Annotated in this window: 11 protein-coding genes; 4 read left to right on the top strand and 7 right to left on the bottom strand. The window is 56.0% G+C overall.

Going from position 1 to position 16,218, the window contains the following annotated elements:
- Window positions 1-182: 182 nt before the first annotated feature.
- The 3 genes from PLIM_RS22160 to PLIM_RS00610 all read right to left on the bottom strand — a co-directional run bounded on the left by PLIM_RS22160 (window position 183) and on the right by PLIM_RS00610 (window position 3,454).
- Window positions 183-1,373, bottom strand: coding sequence for a L,D-transpeptidase family protein (locus tag PLIM_RS22160; RefSeq protein WP_013108406.1), 1,191 nt, complete (start codon window positions 1,371-1,373; stop codon window positions 183-185).
- A gap of 129 nt (window positions 1,374-1,502) precedes the next feature.
- Window positions 1,503-2,093 (bottom strand): DUF6940 family protein, encoded by a 591-nt coding sequence (locus PLIM_RS00615; protein WP_013108405.1) that lies wholly within the window; start codon window positions 2,091-2,093, stop codon window positions 1,503-1,505.
- A gap of 11 nt (window positions 2,094-2,104) precedes the next feature.
- Window positions 2,105-3,454, bottom strand: coding sequence for a LamG domain-containing protein (locus PLIM_RS00610; protein WP_013108404.1), 1,350 nt, complete (start codon window positions 3,452-3,454; stop codon window positions 2,105-2,107).
- Between the two features lie 229 nt (window positions 3,455-3,683).
- Between PLIM_RS00610 and PLIM_RS22155 the strand changes: the two genes are divergently transcribed.
- Together PLIM_RS22155 and PLIM_RS22150 are read left to right on the top strand one after the other, a co-directional pair.
- Window positions 3,684-3,971, top strand: a complete 288-nt coding sequence (locus tag PLIM_RS22155; RefSeq protein ID WP_052301455.1) for a hypothetical protein — start codon at window positions 3,684-3,686, stop codon at window positions 3,969-3,971.
- 114 nt (window positions 3,972-4,085) lie between these two features.
- On the top strand, window positions 4,086-8,771 hold the full coding sequence (locus tag PLIM_RS22150; RefSeq protein ID WP_013108403.1) for a PAS domain-containing hybrid sensor histidine kinase/response regulator: 4,686 nt from the start codon (window positions 4,086-4,088) through the stop codon (window positions 8,769-8,771).
- A 120-nt stretch (window positions 8,772-8,891) separates the two neighbouring features.
- Here PLIM_RS22150 and PLIM_RS24320 read toward each other — a convergent pair whose 3' ends face one another.
- The 4 genes from PLIM_RS24320 to PLIM_RS00585 all read right to left on the bottom strand — a co-directional run bounded on the left by PLIM_RS24320 (window position 8,892) and on the right by PLIM_RS00585 (window position 13,551).
- Window positions 8,892-9,059: a CRISPR-associated Csm1 family protein gene (locus PLIM_RS24320; protein WP_013108402.1), complete on the bottom strand. Its 168-nt coding sequence runs from the start codon at window positions 9,057-9,059 to the stop codon at window positions 8,892-8,894.
- A gap of 112 nt (window positions 9,060-9,171) precedes the next feature.
- The gene (locus tag PLIM_RS00595) at window positions 9,172-10,623 is read right to left on the bottom strand and encodes an FAD-dependent oxidoreductase (RefSeq protein ID WP_013108401.1); all 1,452 of its coding nucleotides are present in this window, start codon (window positions 10,621-10,623) and stop codon (window positions 9,172-9,174) included.
- Window positions 10,624-10,778: 155 nt separating this feature from the next.
- Complete coding sequence (locus tag PLIM_RS00590; protein WP_013108400.1) at window positions 10,779-12,161, bottom strand: L-serine ammonia-lyase; 1,383 nt, start codon at window positions 12,159-12,161, stop codon at window positions 10,779-10,781.
- Between the two features lie 100 nt (window positions 12,162-12,261).
- Complete coding sequence (locus tag PLIM_RS00585; RefSeq protein WP_013108399.1) at window positions 12,262-13,551, bottom strand: PP2C family protein-serine/threonine phosphatase; 1,290 nt, start codon at window positions 13,549-13,551, stop codon at window positions 12,262-12,264.
- A 473-nt stretch (window positions 13,552-14,024) separates the two neighbouring features.
- Between PLIM_RS00585 and PLIM_RS23935 the strand changes: the two genes are divergently transcribed.
- Both PLIM_RS23935 and PLIM_RS00575 read left to right on the top strand, forming a co-directional pair.
- Window positions 14,025-14,615 (top strand): hypothetical protein, encoded by a 591-nt coding sequence (locus PLIM_RS23935; RefSeq protein WP_013108398.1) that lies wholly within the window; start codon window positions 14,025-14,027, stop codon window positions 14,613-14,615.
- 700 nt (window positions 14,616-15,315) lie between these two features.
- Entirely contained in the window at window positions 15,316-16,194 is an 879-nt protein-coding gene (locus PLIM_RS00575; RefSeq protein WP_013108396.1) for a hypothetical protein, read from the top strand.
- Window positions 16,195-16,218: the final 24 nt, after the last annotated feature.

The following is a 16,218-nucleotide window of genomic DNA, read 5'->3' as shown; positions in this document are numbered from 1 at the left end:
ATTTGGCGACTGAGCGACTTGATCTGAGGCTCTTGTTTGGAAGATACCTCAGCGATCAATCAGTCATTCCTGCTCGATCGTATGGCTTTGGCAGAGTTTGACCGCCTCAAATGATTCTTCTGCCATCTGAACACAAAAGTGTTCCTCAGCACCTCGTGTATGCCCAGTGCTGAAATGGCAAATCACGGTTCGATGACGACTTCTGAGCCCTTGACGAGGAAGTCGTAGACTTCGATCGCGTCGTCGTTTTGCAGGCGAATGCAGCCTCTCGAAGCGGCTTTACCAATGCTTTCGGGCTCAATGGTGCCGTGAATTCCGTAGCTGTTGCCCAGATCAAGCCAGCGGGGGCCTAAGGGATTTCGTGGGTCTTTCCCTTCAATCACCCGGCCTTCAGGATCTGTGTACTGCGGATCCGCAATCTTTTCGAGAACAGCCAGTTTCCCTTGTGGTGACGATCGATCCTTCCCGATGCCGACGCTGTACTTCTTGACGAAATAGCTCTGCAGGTGAATGGTAAGCTCAAATCGCGATAACGAGACATGAGCCGAGAAGGGGCCACGAATGACCTTCAGCTTCTTACCGGCTTGCAGTCGCCTGGGGTCGATGCGATTGAGCCGGGCGAGGTACTCCCACGAGAGCTTGTGCTCGCCGGCAATTTTTCGAAGCTGGTCACCAGGCTGAATGGTGTAGGCCGGGACAAAATGCGGCTCGGCTTGCTCAAAGATCACCTGCGCTGTGGCTTCGATGCGCTGCTGAAAAACAGGTCGGCTGGCCGGTTCACTCCAGTAAAGCTGTGAGAGCTTTTTGTGGGCCTTGAGTGTCTCACCCGCCTTCAGCAAACCATCAACCTCTGCCAGAGACGTTGTGAGGCTGTCGGAGATCTGTGCCGTGAGATCTTCGGCTGGCGGTTGAAAACTGACCTGCTGCACCAACGAGCTGGAAAGCTGGTCGCGACTGAGAGGTTTTCGCTGGTACCGTCTGGGAATCTCATGGAGATTGCCCGGCATTGCCTCCTGGGTCCCAGACATCCTCTCAGAGGCCAGACCAAGTTGCGAATGCTGCAGATGCTCTTGTTCACCGACCGCCGTCATGAGGGCAGTGCCTTCAGGCGTCGCCTCAGCAGCACCGGGAACGTGGGGTAAGCTCGCGAAAGGAGCCGTCGCTTCAGCCTGAGGAAGTGGTTTGTACGGGACGGGTGTCTCAGGTGGAGTTTCGGCACCGATTAACTCGCCCGTGGGCACGAAGCCCCATTCGACGAGTGTGCCGGGCTTTGCAAACTGCCAGGCGGCCCAGCCACTGGTAAGGATGAATCCGCAACTCAGCCCCCAGAAGGCCAGTGCCTGGATCAAACGGACATGTTTCCATGGGCTCACAAACCGACCTCCATGTCAGTTCCCGGGATTTTCTCTTCGGCCCCGCACTGAATCAAACTGGCACAGAAATAGCCGAAAAGGCGATCCACCTCCAGACGAATTCTCAACGGAGAAAATGCTGGCGCCCGGTTAACCCACCTTTTCCTGGCGGTATGGCCCGTAATGATAATACTTAGGACGCGAATCGACGCGGACATGCAGCCAGGCGATGCCCGCACCGGCCGTATTCAACCAGACGGGGGCTGCCCCCACCTTTCGCAATTGGGTTTCACCGACCCTTTGCCACAGTTCATTCTGCTGGTTTTCGGGTGCCAGCCGCACGAACGAAGCCAGATGACCATAGGCATTCGTGTCCGTCGCCATTGTGGGCACAACGAGCGTTGCGTCACCTCCCAGATTGTCGAAGACAGCCACCTGTGTCTGGCACTGCTTCAAGTAACTCGCAAAGGGCGAATTGTCCGGCGTTCGATGCAGGCTCCGATCTTCCAGAATCACACACTCGAAAGGTTGATCAAATCTGTTGCGGGTCAGTGCCGGGCACTCCCAACGAAACGCCACGCAGGGAATTTCTGCCAAGGTGTGATTGAGCAATCGACGACAACCGAGATCACAGGCCAGTGCCGTCGCAACCTCTCTCCAGGTGCCCACTGCACCCGCCTTGCTAAGTGAACAGCGAAACCCCGCTTCACCTTTCAGCGGTTCTACAACAGCAGTCCACATGACCGGCACCCCTACGACCCACTCGGAACTGTACTCACTGGCTTTCTTCCCAGCTCGGTCAGCTTTTTCAGTTCTGCTTCACTCAGTGCCCGGTCGAAGACGGCGACGCCGCCAATCCAGCCCGTAAAGCCGACACTCCTTGAACTATGGATCACCCGGCCAATGGTGAAGGGCCCACCACTGCCATCGTTAGCCGGTGTGTACAGATCATGGGGATACCACCACGGATTGAGTCTCAAAGCGACCAGCTCACGTTCCGCCAGTTTCCACTCATCACCAGCTTTACGCAGCGTGACCTTCATTTTGGTGTAGCCATATTCCCGAAGTTCGATTCGCTCGACATCGTTTTCACTCAAAACCTTGGGAGCAACAGGTGTCTCTTCGGGCGGGTTGTAAAACTGGTCAGCGGGGAAGTTCGGGTCTTCGCCTGGTTGAAGGCCTTCTTCACGCCGCAAGTGCCCCTGCTTCCACGCGTTGGCTGCATAAGAGAGCAGGTTGTCCTTCTGCGGATTCTCCAGCCAGCGATCACCGGCATGCCCATTGAGCCAGCCCGTCAGTTGATCCTTCTCGTGGTCGAAGGTCATGGCAAAACATTGCCAGGCGGCGTCCAGCTTTTCTGGGGGAGCGTTGGCCGGAACTTTGGGCGAGACCTCTGCCGAGTTGCACTTGTGCAGGGCGTAACGATTCAGGAACGAACTCGCCCCATTCTCGGAAACATGCCCACAGGCAGAGCCTTCCTTATTGAGACCGGCAAAAAGGGCATACTGCCTTTGCCCACGCTGCACCTTCTGAATGCCAGCCGTACTTTCCTGCTTGAGGTCGGTTCCCTCGTGCCAGATCCCGGCCAGGGCATGGTTACCACTTTCACGAATGGCCCAGACAACGACGGTCACCGATTTTCCGGCACCTTTGATATCGAGAGGCGTATCGTGCAGCCGTTCGCGGGGAACGAACAACAGGGGGCGAAAATCGGGATCGGTCTCCTGTCGAATCTGGATCGCATTGCCGAAAGGCCCCCGGCCCAAAAGTGGAAAGTCCGCATAAGTGGCTTCCCGCCCGCTTCCCCAGAAATCCCGCACATAGTTCCCGGCATCCAGCGGATACTCGTTCGGCACTGCATCTCCCGCCGCCGCTACCTTCTCCGTATTCCCGCCACCCGTCTTTCCCCCCGCAGGCCTGCCGAAGGCAGGCACATGCGCCAGAAACCGCCGCTCACCCCCCGGTTCCCGCTTCACAAAATCCCAAACCGCCACACACCCCGGCACCGCCACCACATCCGCCACGCGGTCAGAAGTTTTGTCCTCCGCGAGAACCGGGGCAACCACCAACCACAGATAGCCAATCAACGGAAAAACACGCATAGCACGACCTGACACAAGAAAGGAAGAGAGCCACACTCTTCCACAGTTCTCCGCCTTAAAATGAAGAAAGTCAATCGGGTGGTTTAACAGCATGGGAGGGGTCTGTCGTCTCAATGACTGCAAAAGAGGCTTTCAGATCGAGAAGCCACACTCCGAGGGATTTTGAACCGAACTACGGCCTGCCGGCCGAAATCACACTCCTTACCGAAGCCTATTATCATCTGGGCAAATGGGTAAAACTCATGCCTCCTATGGCGATACCACCCCGGTAGAAATCAGAAGTTCAACCTGGGCCACCCTGTGGTGGATCGCCGAATGGACCTTCGCCTGGTTGGGTCGCTACCGTCGACTTTCCAAAGACCATAAACGCACCACCACCTCCGGCGATACCCTCTTCCAAATCGCCATGATCGACCTCATGGCACGACGCCTCGCCAAAACCTGGGCCTTTTTGGACAGGCTATTGACGAAATGGGTGGCGCATCGGAGAGTCGGCGATCCCCAGCTTGCAAGCTGAGATAAACCTTGAAGTGTTTTCTGCATCTGTGAAGATTACATTGTCTACGTTATTGATTCCCGTCATTGGGATTTTGAGCCCAGGTCGTACTTGCAACCGAGGTCTTTTCCACTGATGACTGCGAACTTAGATCGCGAGGACGTTCGGAATTCAGCCCCCTCGCTGCCACTACTCGATTTGCTGGCCGCCGTAAGCGAAGCGTCGCTGGATGCACTGTTTGTGAAAGACAGCTCCGGCCGGTACTTGTTTTGCAATGCCGCTGGAACAAAGCTCACGAATCGGACACGCGAGCAAATCCTCGATCAGGATGATACCGCCGTATTCGGTAGTGACACGGCGCGCATCATGCGGGCGCAGGACCAGCGAGTCATGCAATCGGGTCTTCCGGCAGCGGAGACGCATGTCGTCCAAATCGGAGATAATCTTCGCTCAATCCAGATGACGACTAAGCCGTACCAGGATCAACACGGTACGGTACAAGGCGTGATCGTGATTGCACGGGACTTTGCGGATGCAGCGATGGGGAATCGTTCGCATACCGTTGGTGTCGCGGCAGCGAACCATCTCGAGCGAAGCGGGGCGGAACAGGCATTACGGGAGAGCGAACGCCAATTAGCGGACGCGCAGCGCATCGCGCGCATCGGTAGTTGGGTGTGGGAGCCCTCGTCAGGCAAAGTCTGGTGGTCGCGCGGCGTATTCGCGTTGTTTGGTGTCGATCCACAAGTCGTTCAGCCCAGCTTTCAAGCGTTCCTGCAACTGCTGCATCCCGATGACCTTCCGACGGCTGTCGCGCGGGTTGACGCGATGCTCGCGGGTGCCGATCGCTTTGAAGATGATTTGCGCATCATCCGTCCTGACGGGCAAATGATCTGGCTGCACAGTCGGGCTGTCGCCACGCGCGATGCTGACGGCAACATTCTCCGTGTGGAAGGGACGGATCAGGACATCACTGCCAGAAAACTCGCCGCGGCGGAAGTCCAGGCCAGCCAGAAATTCGTGAAAGCCGTCGCTGAGACATCCCCCCTGACAATTTACGTGTTCGACCTACAGCAGCAGAGTATCACTTATTCGAACTATTATCTCATGCGGGATCTGGGTTTCACCCCAGAAGCGATCCAAGGCCGGAGTTGGGCTGAACTGGCGGAACTGGTACATCCGATTGATTTCGCCAACGTGACGACGCTTCTCCAACGCTGGGACACCGTCGACGATCAACAAGTCCTGCTCGCGGAATATCGCCTGCAGGATGTCCATGGCAACTGGCGTTGGTTCGTCAGCCGGGATCGGGTTTTTGAGAGAACGCCTGACGGTCGGGTCAGCCAGATCATCGGCACGGCCGAGGATATCACTGAGCGCAAGCGGGTCGAACAATCGCTCCGGGAGAGCGAACAACGATTCCGCGAATTGGCCGATGCCATCCCGCAAATCGTTTGGGTCGCGGCGTTGGATGGCGGCTTGACGTACCTGAACGCCAAGGCGACGGAGTACACCGGCGTCGGGATGGATCAGCTGACGGGGTGGTCCTGGGAGCAGGTCATTCATCCGGAGGACGTGCCGAACGCGATTGAGCGTTGGACCGCGACTTTGGAGCAAGAACTTCCCAGAGACATCGAGCTCCGGATCCGCCAGACGGACGGAGCTTACCGCTGGCATATCAGTCGCCAGGTTCCCATCCGAGATGCGTCGGGAGCCATCGTGAGGTGGTACGGCACCTGCACCGATATCGATGATTTGAAGCGGACTCAAGCTGCGCTGCAGCAGAGCGAGTCGACTCTCGAAGAGGCCATGCGGATCGGCGACATGGGGAGCTGGATCATCGACCTGGTGCAGAATCGGGCCACCTGGTCTGATGAAGGCTTCCGACTGCTGGGATATGTTCCGGGAGTGGACCAACCTTCCCAGGAGCTCTTTTTAAACGGGGTCTACCCAGCAGACCGTGATACCGTGCGTCATGATCTGGCGAATGCGATCGCCACGCAGACTTCGCTCAATTCGGAGTTTCGCTTTGTCCGACCCGACGGCCAGCTACGCTGGCTCCATTCCAGGGCCCGCGCCACCTCTGATCAGCATGGGCGACCCATCCAATTTGTGGGTGTTACTCAGGACATCACCGCCCGCAAACAAGCCGAACTGGCGCGACTCGAAGTCGAAGAACGCTACCGCCTGGCCATCCTCGCGACAAATGATCTGATCTGGGATCTCGACCCGGTCGCAGGGACCGTTGCCTGGAGCGAGCAATACGCGGCCACCTTAGGACGAACGCCAGAGTCCAGCGATTCCTTGCAGTGGTGGATCGACAGGATCCATCCGGCAGACCGGGAACGTACTGCCAGGTCGTTGAGTGCTGCGGTGGACGGGACCGCTACTTATTGGACTGCCGATTACGAGTTCCTGCGCGCGGACGGCGTCTGGGCCTCAATTCATGATCGAGCGTACATTGCGCGTGATGCAGCGGGACATGCGCGCCGAGTCGTGGGGGCGATGCAGGATGTCACCGATCGCAAACGGGCTGAAACGGAGGTGCGGAGAACAGCGGAATTGCTGCGAGCGGTCGCGGAAGGCACATCGGATGCGGTCTTCGTCAAGGACCGGGATGGCAAATATCTCCTCGCGAACCAGGCGGCTTGCCAATTCATGGGCAAGCCGCTCGAGCAGGTTTTAGGAAGAGACGATAGCGAGTGGTTTGACGCCGAAGGTGCCCGTCTGGTGTTGGAAGTGGATCGCGAAGTCATGCGGTCGGGCCTTGTTAGAACATCGGAAGAAACGCTGACGGCGAATTATGTGACACGGACCTATCTTGCGTCGAAGGCTCCGTATCGCGACGAACTTGGAAATGTCATTGGAATAATCGGCATTTCTCGCGACATCACGGCCCGCAAGGAAGCCGAGCGGATGTTGCGTTTAAATCAATTCAGCGTCGATCACGCCGTGGATTCCATCTTTTGGATCAACGCTTCGAGTGAGATTCTGTACGTCAACAATGCCGCCTGCCGCACCTTGGGCTACACGCGCGACGAGATGCTCGGAAAGACAGTACCGGACATCGATCCGAATTTTCTGCCAGAAGCCTGGCCGGCCCATTGGGAAGAACTGCGGTGCCGCGGGTCATTCACGTTCGAGTCCGACCATGTGACCAAGGACGGCCGCACTTTGAAAACCGAAGTCACCGTCAACTATCTGCAATATGAAGGCCAGGAATACAACTGTGCCATCATGCGTGACATCTCGGAACGCAAGCAGGCCGAGTTGGAGATGCGGCAGTCTCTGTCGCGGATGCGGGCCACCTTGGAATCGACGGCGGACGGCATTCTCGTGGTTGACTTGGAAGGCCGCGTGCTGGATTACAATCGCCGCTTCATCTCAATCTGGAGATTTCCTGAGGAGATGATCGCCGAGGCGAACAAGTCGGACATCATCGCATCATCCGACCAACATCAGGCCGTTCAGAAGATGCTCGCTCAATTGAAGGACCCGGAGGGCTTTGTCCGCCGGGTACAGGAGATGTACCAGAACCGGGAGGAATCCTCCTTCGATGTGCTGGAATTCAAGGACGGCCGCATCGTCGAACGGTTTTCTCAGCCCCAATGGATGGATGGACAACCGGTGGGACGCGTGTTGAGCTTTCGCGACGTCTCGGAACAGCGAAAGCTGGAAGAGCAGTTGCGGCAGTCGCAGAAAATGGAAGCCGTGGGGCAGTTCGCGGGAGGCATCGCCCACGATTTCAATAACCTCCTCACGGTCATAAACTGCTATTGTGAGCTACTACTGGATCAGAAATCGCAGCCGCAGAATTGGCGGGAGTCCGTGCAGCACATCCGCGACGAAGGACTTCGGGCCGCACAATTGACCAAGCAATTGCTGGACTTCAGTCGCCGCTCGCATTTCCAGCCGAGAGTCATTCACTTGAATGATGTGATCGAGGGATCGCAGAAACTGCTGCGGCGATTGATCGGCGAACGAATCCAATTGATCCTGCATCTCGATCCTCTCTTGCCTGCGATCAAGGCCGATACTACTCATCTAGACCAGGTGCTGATGAACCTCGTCGTCAATGCACGGGATGCCATGCCCGCCGGCGGCCGGCTGACGATTCGCACGAGCAGACTTTCACCACAGGACGCTCGACAATTCTTAACGAACATTTCATTGGAGACGCCCTACGTTCAACTCGAAGTTGCTGACACTGGCATCGGGATGAGCGCAGACGTCCAAGCCCGGATCTTTGAACCCTTTTTTACAACGAAGGAGATCGGAAGTGGTTCCGGACTGGGGCTCGCCGTCGTCCACGGCATCATGCAACAGCACGATGGCCAGATCCATGTGACCACAGAGCCAGGCGTCGGGACGACTTTTCGATTACTGTTTCCCGGTGTCGCTGAGGAACCTCCGTCGGTGACAGCCAGCAAACAACCAACCATCCGCCATGGGGCGGAAACGATTCTGCTCGTTGAGGACGAACCGGCAGTGAGAAAAGCGACGCGGCTGATGCTCGAATTACAGGGTTATCGCGTCTTGGAAGCTGCGAATGGTCGAGAGGCGTTAGATCTGGTACGAACGCTGCCTGATCCAATCGACTTATTAATAACCGATGTCGTCATGCCGGGAATCGGTGGGCGAGAATTAGCGGGAGAATTGCGATCGATGCATGCCGATCTCCCGGTGGTTTATATCAGCGGATATTCAGAGAGTTTCGGTGCCCGCGGAGCATCATTACAGCCTCATGAGGCCTTTCTCCAAAAGCCGTTTACTCAAGCGGATCTACTCCAACAAGTCTATACATCCATCGTACGGGCCTTGTGATTGGCGCGATCCAAGACTCCCCTTGTACAAGAAACAGATCGCAGAGTGGCATAGGTTGCTCGTCGTCGAGCTACCTGTATTCCTTATTCAGTAGAGGTCTGTATCCTCTCCGCTGGCCGTTTATGTGAGTGGGCAATTTGAAGCGTTCAGGATGCGTATTGACGCGACCTCGGCGATGAGTTGGAACATGAACGATCTGGCGCGGAGGCGCTGTGCCTGTCCGCCGCCCTCTTCGGCAATGTCGAAGACGAATCCTTGAATGCCTGAGTTGTCGCCGAGAATGATCATGGAATACTCATCACCTTTCCAGAAGAGTAAGGTGACAAATGTTCTTATTGTAATCAAGTGTTGCGTTGTGTTCGGAAGGGATTTTCGTATTCACCATCGCTGGAGCCGATCTTCACTCCAGAACGGTCGCTTCTCCAATCGTGCGGGATTTTTGGATGGCGGCTTGAGTGGTGGGAAAGGGGATATCTTGCGGGAGTTGCTTTGTTTCTGCCGCGAGAGCTGCGACTGTGCCGGCGGCTTCGCCCATTGCGACGGCGTTCCCCGTCACGCGGTAACTGGCATGTGAAATGAAATCGCCACTGATACAGCGGCCAGCCATCAAGAGACCATCGACATCGCGGGCAATGAGAGCCCTGATGGGGATATCGTAGGGCTTCGCTTTCACCCCCGCATTGCTGTAAGCCGACTTGCGATTTTCTTCGAGCGATAGTGCATGAATATCGACCGGGAATTTCGCCCTGACAACGGCATCGTCCTGTGTGGCACCGCGAATGAGGTCATCGGCAGTCATGATGTAGCGGCCGCGAATCCGGCGGCCATCGCGAATGCCAATCTGTTCGGGTGTCGCGACGATTTCTGTCCCTTGCCAGGGGCCACCAAGTTTGGCCAGAGCCTTCACAATCTGGTGAAGTTCTGCCCGGGCGTGAAGTGTGGCCGTCGTGACTTGAGCGGCATTCGTGGCGTTGATGCCGTATTCATGATTCGCCATCAGGAGAACAAGCTGGCCCGAGATCGGGAACAGGCTGGCTTTGCCATAGCTGGGCTGCACCCCGGCCGATTTGAGCAGTTCCTGAAAGGCTTTCGGCCCGACATGCTGGCCATCATTTCCGACGCCGTGAAGATACGGGGCGATCTCTGCCAGATTTCTCACGACGAGCAGGGCGTACATCGTCATCGGTTGGCAGGGGCAGGCTTGATCGCGACCAATCTCGAATTCACAGCCCGCCTGAGCACCCAGATCACCATCACCTGTCGAATCGATAAAGATGGGAGCCTGCCAGGCTTCCCGGCCCGACTTGGATTCTGTGATGATTGTTGAGAGCCGGATTCCTTCGCGATAAGCAGCGGTCACGCGGGTATGAAGTTGCAGATTGACGCCGGCACGCGTGCAAAGTTCTTCGAGAATCAGCTTCATTTCTTCGGGGTGATAGGTGAGACCATTCATCCCTTCACCACGAATGGCACCGCGCTGCCGCAGGTGGCGAACAAGTTCCACGTTGAAGCCGGGCTTATCAAAATCGAGGAGATAGCCCAGGAGTGAACTTGTCCAGACTCCACCGAGTGACCCATGCGCTTCGAAAAGTCGCACACGCGCACCAAGTCGGGCGGCTGTGATGGCTGCGGTGACGCCAGCCGGTCCTGCACCACACACGATGACATCCGCATCGCGTTGAACCGGGAGCGTACGGGCTGGTTCGACGAATTCGCCGGGGTTTGCTACGACGCTCTGAGCAGTGGCGCTCTGAGCAGTGGCGCTCTGAGCAGTGGCCAGCAGCCAGCCTGCGGATGTCGTTGTGACGGCCGCTGTCAGGAAGCTGCGACGCGTGGGGATGTGATGCGACATCGTTCACTCTGCCAGGTTATGCGTATGTGAGCTCGCTCTCAAGTCGTCTGAGAGGGGCATGGCTCAAGGAAGTTCAATCCACTGATTGAACCACAACCAGGATCAACCCATCAACCACCACAGATATTTTCCCCGGCAGTGGGAAGCAAGTGATATCAGCAATCAACGACGTTGACTGCAAGTCCTCCAATGGAGGTTTCCTTGTATTTGACCTGCATATCGACACCTGTCTGGCGCATGGTTTCGATGACGCGGTCGAGCGAGACGCGGTGGGTGCCATCTCCATGCAGCACAGCGAGCCGGGCGGCATTAATGGCTTTGGCAGCCCCCATCGTGTTGCGTTCGATGCACGGAACCTGCACGAGACCTTTGATGGGATCGCAGGTCAGGCCCAGGTTATGCTCCATGCCAATTTCCGCAGCGTTCTCGATCTGTTCGTTCGAGCCACCCATGACGGCAGCCAGGCCACCGGCAGCCATTGAACAGGCGACGCCCACTTCACCCTGACAACCCATCTCGGCAGCAGAGAGTGAGGCATTACGCTTATAGAGCATACCAATGGCACCTGCCGTCAACAGGAAGGTGCGAACACCTTCCTGTGTGGCACCTGCCAATAAACGTTTGTAATAAGCAATCACAGCAGGAATGACTCCGGCTGCTCCATTTGTGGGTGCTGTCACCACCTGACCACCGGCAGCGTTTTCTTCATTGACGGCGAGTGCAAACAGACTCACCCAATCGAGGCTTTGCAGCGGATCAATCGGACGAGGACCAGAGGTCATGAGTGTGCGGCACATGCTCGCGGCACGGCGTTTGACGTTCAGGCCACCAGGAAGAATCCCTTCGGTGCGGCAACCTCGATCGATGGAACTTTGCATGACCTCCCAGATGCGGTCGAGGCCGGCATCGATCTCAGCATCCGTGCGGAAGGCTCGTTCATTCTCGCGGACAATGGCAGCAATCGACTTTTTCTCACGGATACCGATTTCGAGAAGTTCGGCAGCCGTCGTGAAGGGGAAGAGGATTTCGACTTGTGGTGAGGTTGATGTCTGTGCCTGGTCTTCCCCTTCAAAAATGACGAATCCGCCGCCGACGGAGAACGCACTCTCCATCGCCAGTGGGAGGCCATTTTTGTCGAGTGCGACGAACTTCATGCCGTTGGGGTGTTGTGGCAACACCTCATTATAATGGAAGAAGATGTCCCGATCGGGGAGGAACTCGATCTCGTGATCTGTCCCTCCGATGGGAAGGCGATGTTCCTTCTGGACTCGATCAAGAATTCTGGCGAGATTCTCGGACTGGGCTGTCGCCGGCATTTCACCAGCCAGTCCCCAGATGACTGCCGAATCTGTCGCGTGGCCTTTGCCGGTGAGTGCCAGCGAACCAAACAGGTGAGCCTGCACCATCCCCAGCTTTTCCAGGTGGCCCTGGTCAACCAGTCGCTGAGCAAAGATTTGAGCCGCCTTCATAGGGCCGACGGTGTGAGAACTGGACGGTCCAATCCCTACTTTGAACAGATCAAACACGCTGACATACATGGAAGTTGGCATCTATTGCTTTAGAGAGGAATCTGATCGAGCAGCGCAGACAAGGCTGTTTTTCAATGGCTGCGGGATCGTGCGAAGTGCCACCAGAAATTCAGGCGGCTTCGTCGACGCGCTTAATGATGAGCAACGTCATGTCGTCTGGAAAGGGATGTTCTGTGGAGAAATCGAAAACTTCACGTTTCAGAATCTGAGATAACGTTTCAACGGACTCATGTGCATGTTTTGCTATGAGTTCTTCGAGGCGTTGCATGCCAAAAATCTTGCCTTTCTCGTCATGAACTTCAATGAGTCCATCCGTACCGAGAATGAGAAGATCGCCAGGCTGCATGACGGGATAGATGGGCAATCGCAAGGATTGATTGACGGGAAATCCCAGTGGCGTGCGAGTGGCTTCGAGTCGTCTGCAGGAGCGTTTCGACGATTGATAGTAGATCGCAGGTGCATGACCCGCATTGGCAAATTCTACGCAATGAGTCACGGGATCGATGGTCAGAAGTAAAAGTGTCAGAAATCGACCATCGACGAGATCGGCCTGCACGACATCCTGCAAAAGTTCCATCATATCGGCTGGTGTGGTTGCCAATCTTCCCAGCGCATGAATCATGGCCCGCACCGACGCCATGATCAGACTGGCAGCCATGCCATGACCGCTGACATCCCCTACAGCGATGCCCAGGCGACCATCGGGAGCCACGAGCCAGTCGTAATAGTCACCACTCACATACTCGGCAGGTTCCCACCAGGCAGTCACTTCGTATTGCGGGAAGCGTGGGCGTTCTTTCGGCAAAAACCCCATTTGAATCTGTCGGGCCATTTCCATCGAGCGGCGGTAATCCTCCGCTTGCCTGGCAGCCGATTGCAGCCACTGCCTTTCGATGGCGGCTCCCGCATGCACGGCAAAGGCCTGCATCAATTGAACATCGAAGTCTTCGAAACAGTCTGCATGCTTGTTGAGCAGTTGGAGAACACCGAGAAGTCGATTCTCCGATTTGGAGACCACGGGCACAGCCAGAATGTTTCGAGTTCGATAGCCCGTCTGCTGGTCAAACACGGGTGACCATCGCGAATCGTCATGAGGTTGTGCGACAACCAGCGGCACGCGCTCCCGGGCAACGTGTCCAATGATGCCGCTATCAATGGGAAGGCGAATCTCGCGGATTTCCAATTCGGTCGTCGAGTGAGAGTAGAGTTCGTCCGCTTGAGAATCGTAGAGAAAAAGACTGGCTCGATCACATTCCACGGCCTGGCAGGCACCATGGGTAATCGCGTTCAGGACGGCAGCGAGGTCGTTGACATCATTGAGCTTGAGTACCAGTTCCAGCATGCGGCTCAAGGCAAGAATGCGATGCTGGCTGGCGTGGTCGTGAGTGATGTCGTGCATGGTGAGGCCTCTGTTTGATGACGAGCATCGTATCAGGCATTGACTGGTTTTCCGATGTGGAGTGGAACCAAAATGCGTATCGGATTCATTAGATACGACTTACGGCAATCATTCGCAGGCAATTGAACTCATTGAGTCAGTACCAGCCCACAATATTGAGCATCGTAGAGCAAGGGCCAAAAAGTTCTGGCGGAGCCAACTTGAGTGGAAAAACTTACCCGAAGGGTGAAATGCAAAAGCAGCCTGAAATCCGCCCGCAAATTCGGTGCATTCTTCACATTCTCGCCAGCAGTGTGAGTCATGCAGATTTTGGGCAAACTTCGTAGACCTCCAGGTCTCTTCAGTCCGAAAAGTAGGGTGTGATGTCCGTTGTGACACGCAGGGTTGGGCCAGGGGTTCAGATGGCGGGACAAGGTGTCCTGTTTCGCTCCTGGTTCCTCACGTTCCCTTGGATTTGTTTAGGAGAGATTGAGATGAAGTTTGCATGGATTTCCGCTGTGCTGCTGTGTATCGCCGGTTTGAACTCGGCTGACGCCGGTTTCCACTGGCTCAAGAAGAGCGACTGCGGTTGCGCTCCTGAGCCTACCTGCGCTGCACCTGCTGCATGTGCCCCATCGTGTGCCGCTCCTGCGGCTTGTGCCCCGAGCTGCGCTGCTCCTGTTGCCTGTGCACCTGCTCCTGCAGCCTGTGCTCCTACTTGCGCTGCTCCTGTTGCTTGTGCTCCAGCTCCAGCCGCTTGTGCTCCTACATGTGCAGCTCCTGCTGCCTGTGCACCAGCTCCTGCCGCTTGTGCTCCTAGCTGTGCTGCTCCTGTTGCCTGTGCTCCAGCCACCTGTGCACCAACATGTGCTCCAGCTTGCGATCCTTGCGCCAAGAAGCGCTGCCACCTCAAGGAAAAGTTTGCTGCCATGAAGTGCAAGCTCCGTAAGGCCTGCAGCCGCAAGACCTCTTGCTGCTCAGTGGCCCCAAGCTGCGCTGCTCCAGCTGCCTGTGCTCCCACATGTGCTGCTCCAGCCGCTTGTGCTCCAACATGTGCCGCTCCTATGGCCACACCTTGCCACTAAGTTGAAAACGACTGGTTCGTGAAACAAAACGTGTCGATTGGGCGGATTTCAGCCGCAACTGGTTTCCGCCTGATCACATGATAAGTCGAACATACTGGTCACACCCGATCAAAAATCGACATAGCCGACTCTGGCTGTTGTTAACTGAGTACGAGACAACTCCATCAAATGCACATGCCAGGCAATTGATGGAATCAGGTCTAAGCGATGTCAGGGGCAACGAAAGATTTGGTTGCTGATCGAGATGGAAACAGACACTCACTTCAGAGTCTGTTGTCGTCCAAAAGCCTGGTTAGAATGAATCCAGCTTGAAGCCCGGCGGATCCGGGAACGTGAGGCCAAACCTGGGGAGAGCTACGGCTCTCCTCAGGGGCTCCTCTCGCGAAAGACTTCCGGCTCGAGAGGACACACAACTCTCCAACATGACGAGTCGTCCTGGATAGGCCTGCTGATTAAAGCTCTCCTGTCCCCAGCTCTTAAAGCCACGTCGAACCAAACATACAACAGGCAATCCGGCCATGATCGGATTGCCTGTTTTGTTTTATGCACATCGCCAATCTCAAGACCTACGCCGCTATCAAGGCTTGTCAGGTGGTGGAGTTTTGCCGTGAGTTATGGGATCCTTTCGGATGGATCTCTTTCGAGAGTCATCTCACAAACTCACATGTTCTATTGCTTGCCGCACTGAAGGCCACCTCGTATGCAGCCTTATTGGAAATACTGGCGAATCTCGATCCTGCTGTTGCCCCTGCTGTTTCTGGCACTTCTAGTGGGACTCGATTTCTCGCAGTACCTGCAGAGAGAAGCTCGTCAATTGGCGGTAGTGATCGTCGATATTGAACGAGAATGGAAAGTGGCCAGTGAGGCGAAAAATCTTCCTGAGCTGAAGGCGCTCAATGATCGTCTGGAAAAAGTGATGGAGGAATTTCGACGGTTGCGTGCTCAGGGATTGGCCTGCAACTGGGTGCTGTTTGCGCTCACCATTCCACTCGCCTGGGTCACGTGGCAACTGACGCGCGAACGGCTCAGTCAACTCGAGATGGCCGGTCGTTTTGCCTCGATCCTGTTACCTCTATTGAGTGTGATCCTGATGCTCATGCCAGATCCCGGCCAACGGTGGCTGGTCGTGCAGGTTCTGGCCATGTTGCTCTGGCTGGGCGTGACAGCCGCCCTGCAGAAAGTGGCTGTCTACCGAATGGATCAATCACTGTTGGAGGCCTACGCGAAAATGGCCAAGATCATCAATATCCTCGTGATTGCGATGCTGGCTGTCCGGTTTTTTCCACAAATGATTCCTCCAGCAGCGGTTCCCACTGTGATCTGGGGATTCTGGGTCGCGCAATACGTAATTGTGTTTGTTCTGGCACAATTTTGCTGGAAACTCGCCCAGGCACTCAAGCCCGTCGAATCTGGTCAACTCCCGCTGCTCTCACCAGCCGAACAGACATTGCTCATCCGGGAATTCGAGCGGCAGTCTGCTGACAGAGAACACGAAACAGACCCTGGCTATGAAGAAGACGACGCAGAGCCATCGCAAATCCCACGCGAGGGCCGGAATTCTCGTATCAATGACTTGTGATACGAACCTGGAGGAGGTTAGCCT

Origin of the sequence: Planctopirus limnophila DSM 3776 (assembly GCF_000092105.1) — a bacterium.
Classification (GTDB): Bacteria; Planctomycetota; Planctomycetia; order Planctomycetales; family Planctomycetaceae; genus Planctopirus; species Planctopirus limnophila.
This window is presented reverse-complemented; position numbering and strand designations above follow the sequence as displayed.

Bases quoted from the DNA above. Each gene is read 5' to 3' on its own strand.
- PLIM_RS00585 (WP_013108399.1), bottom strand. From the start codon at position 13,551: ATGCACGACATCACTCACGACCACGCCAGCCAGCATCGCATTCTTGCC.
- PLIM_RS23935 (WP_013108398.1), top strand. From the start codon at position 14,025: ATGAAGTTTGCATGGATTTCCGCTGTGCTGCTGTGTATCGCCGGTTTG.
- PLIM_RS00590 (WP_013108400.1), bottom strand. From the start codon at position 12,161: ATGTATGTCAGCGTGTTTGATCTGTTCAAAGTAGGGATTGGACCGTCC.
- PLIM_RS24320 (WP_013108402.1), bottom strand. From the start codon at position 9,059: ATGATCATTCTCGGCGACAACTCAGGCATTCAAGGATTCGTCTTCGAC.
- PLIM_RS22150 (WP_013108403.1), top strand. From the start codon at position 4,086: ATGACTGCGAACTTAGATCGCGAGGACGTTCGGAATTCAGCCCCCTCG.
- PLIM_RS00615 (WP_013108405.1), bottom strand. From the start codon at position 2,093: ATGTGGACTGCTGTTGTAGAACCGCTGAAAGGTGAAGCGGGGTTTCGC.
- PLIM_RS00610 (WP_013108404.1), bottom strand. From the start codon at position 3,454: ATGCGTGTTTTTCCGTTGATTGGCTATCTGTGGTTGGTGGTTGCCCCG.
- PLIM_RS22155 (WP_052301455.1), top strand. From the start codon at position 3,684: ATGGGTAAAACTCATGCCTCCTATGGCGATACCACCCCGGTAGAAATC.
- PLIM_RS00595 (WP_013108401.1), bottom strand. From the start codon at position 10,623: ATGTCGCATCACATCCCCACGCGTCGCAGCTTCCTGACAGCGGCCGTC.
- PLIM_RS00575 (WP_013108396.1), top strand. From the start codon at position 15,316: ATGCAGCCTTATTGGAAATACTGGCGAATCTCGATCCTGCTGTTGCCC.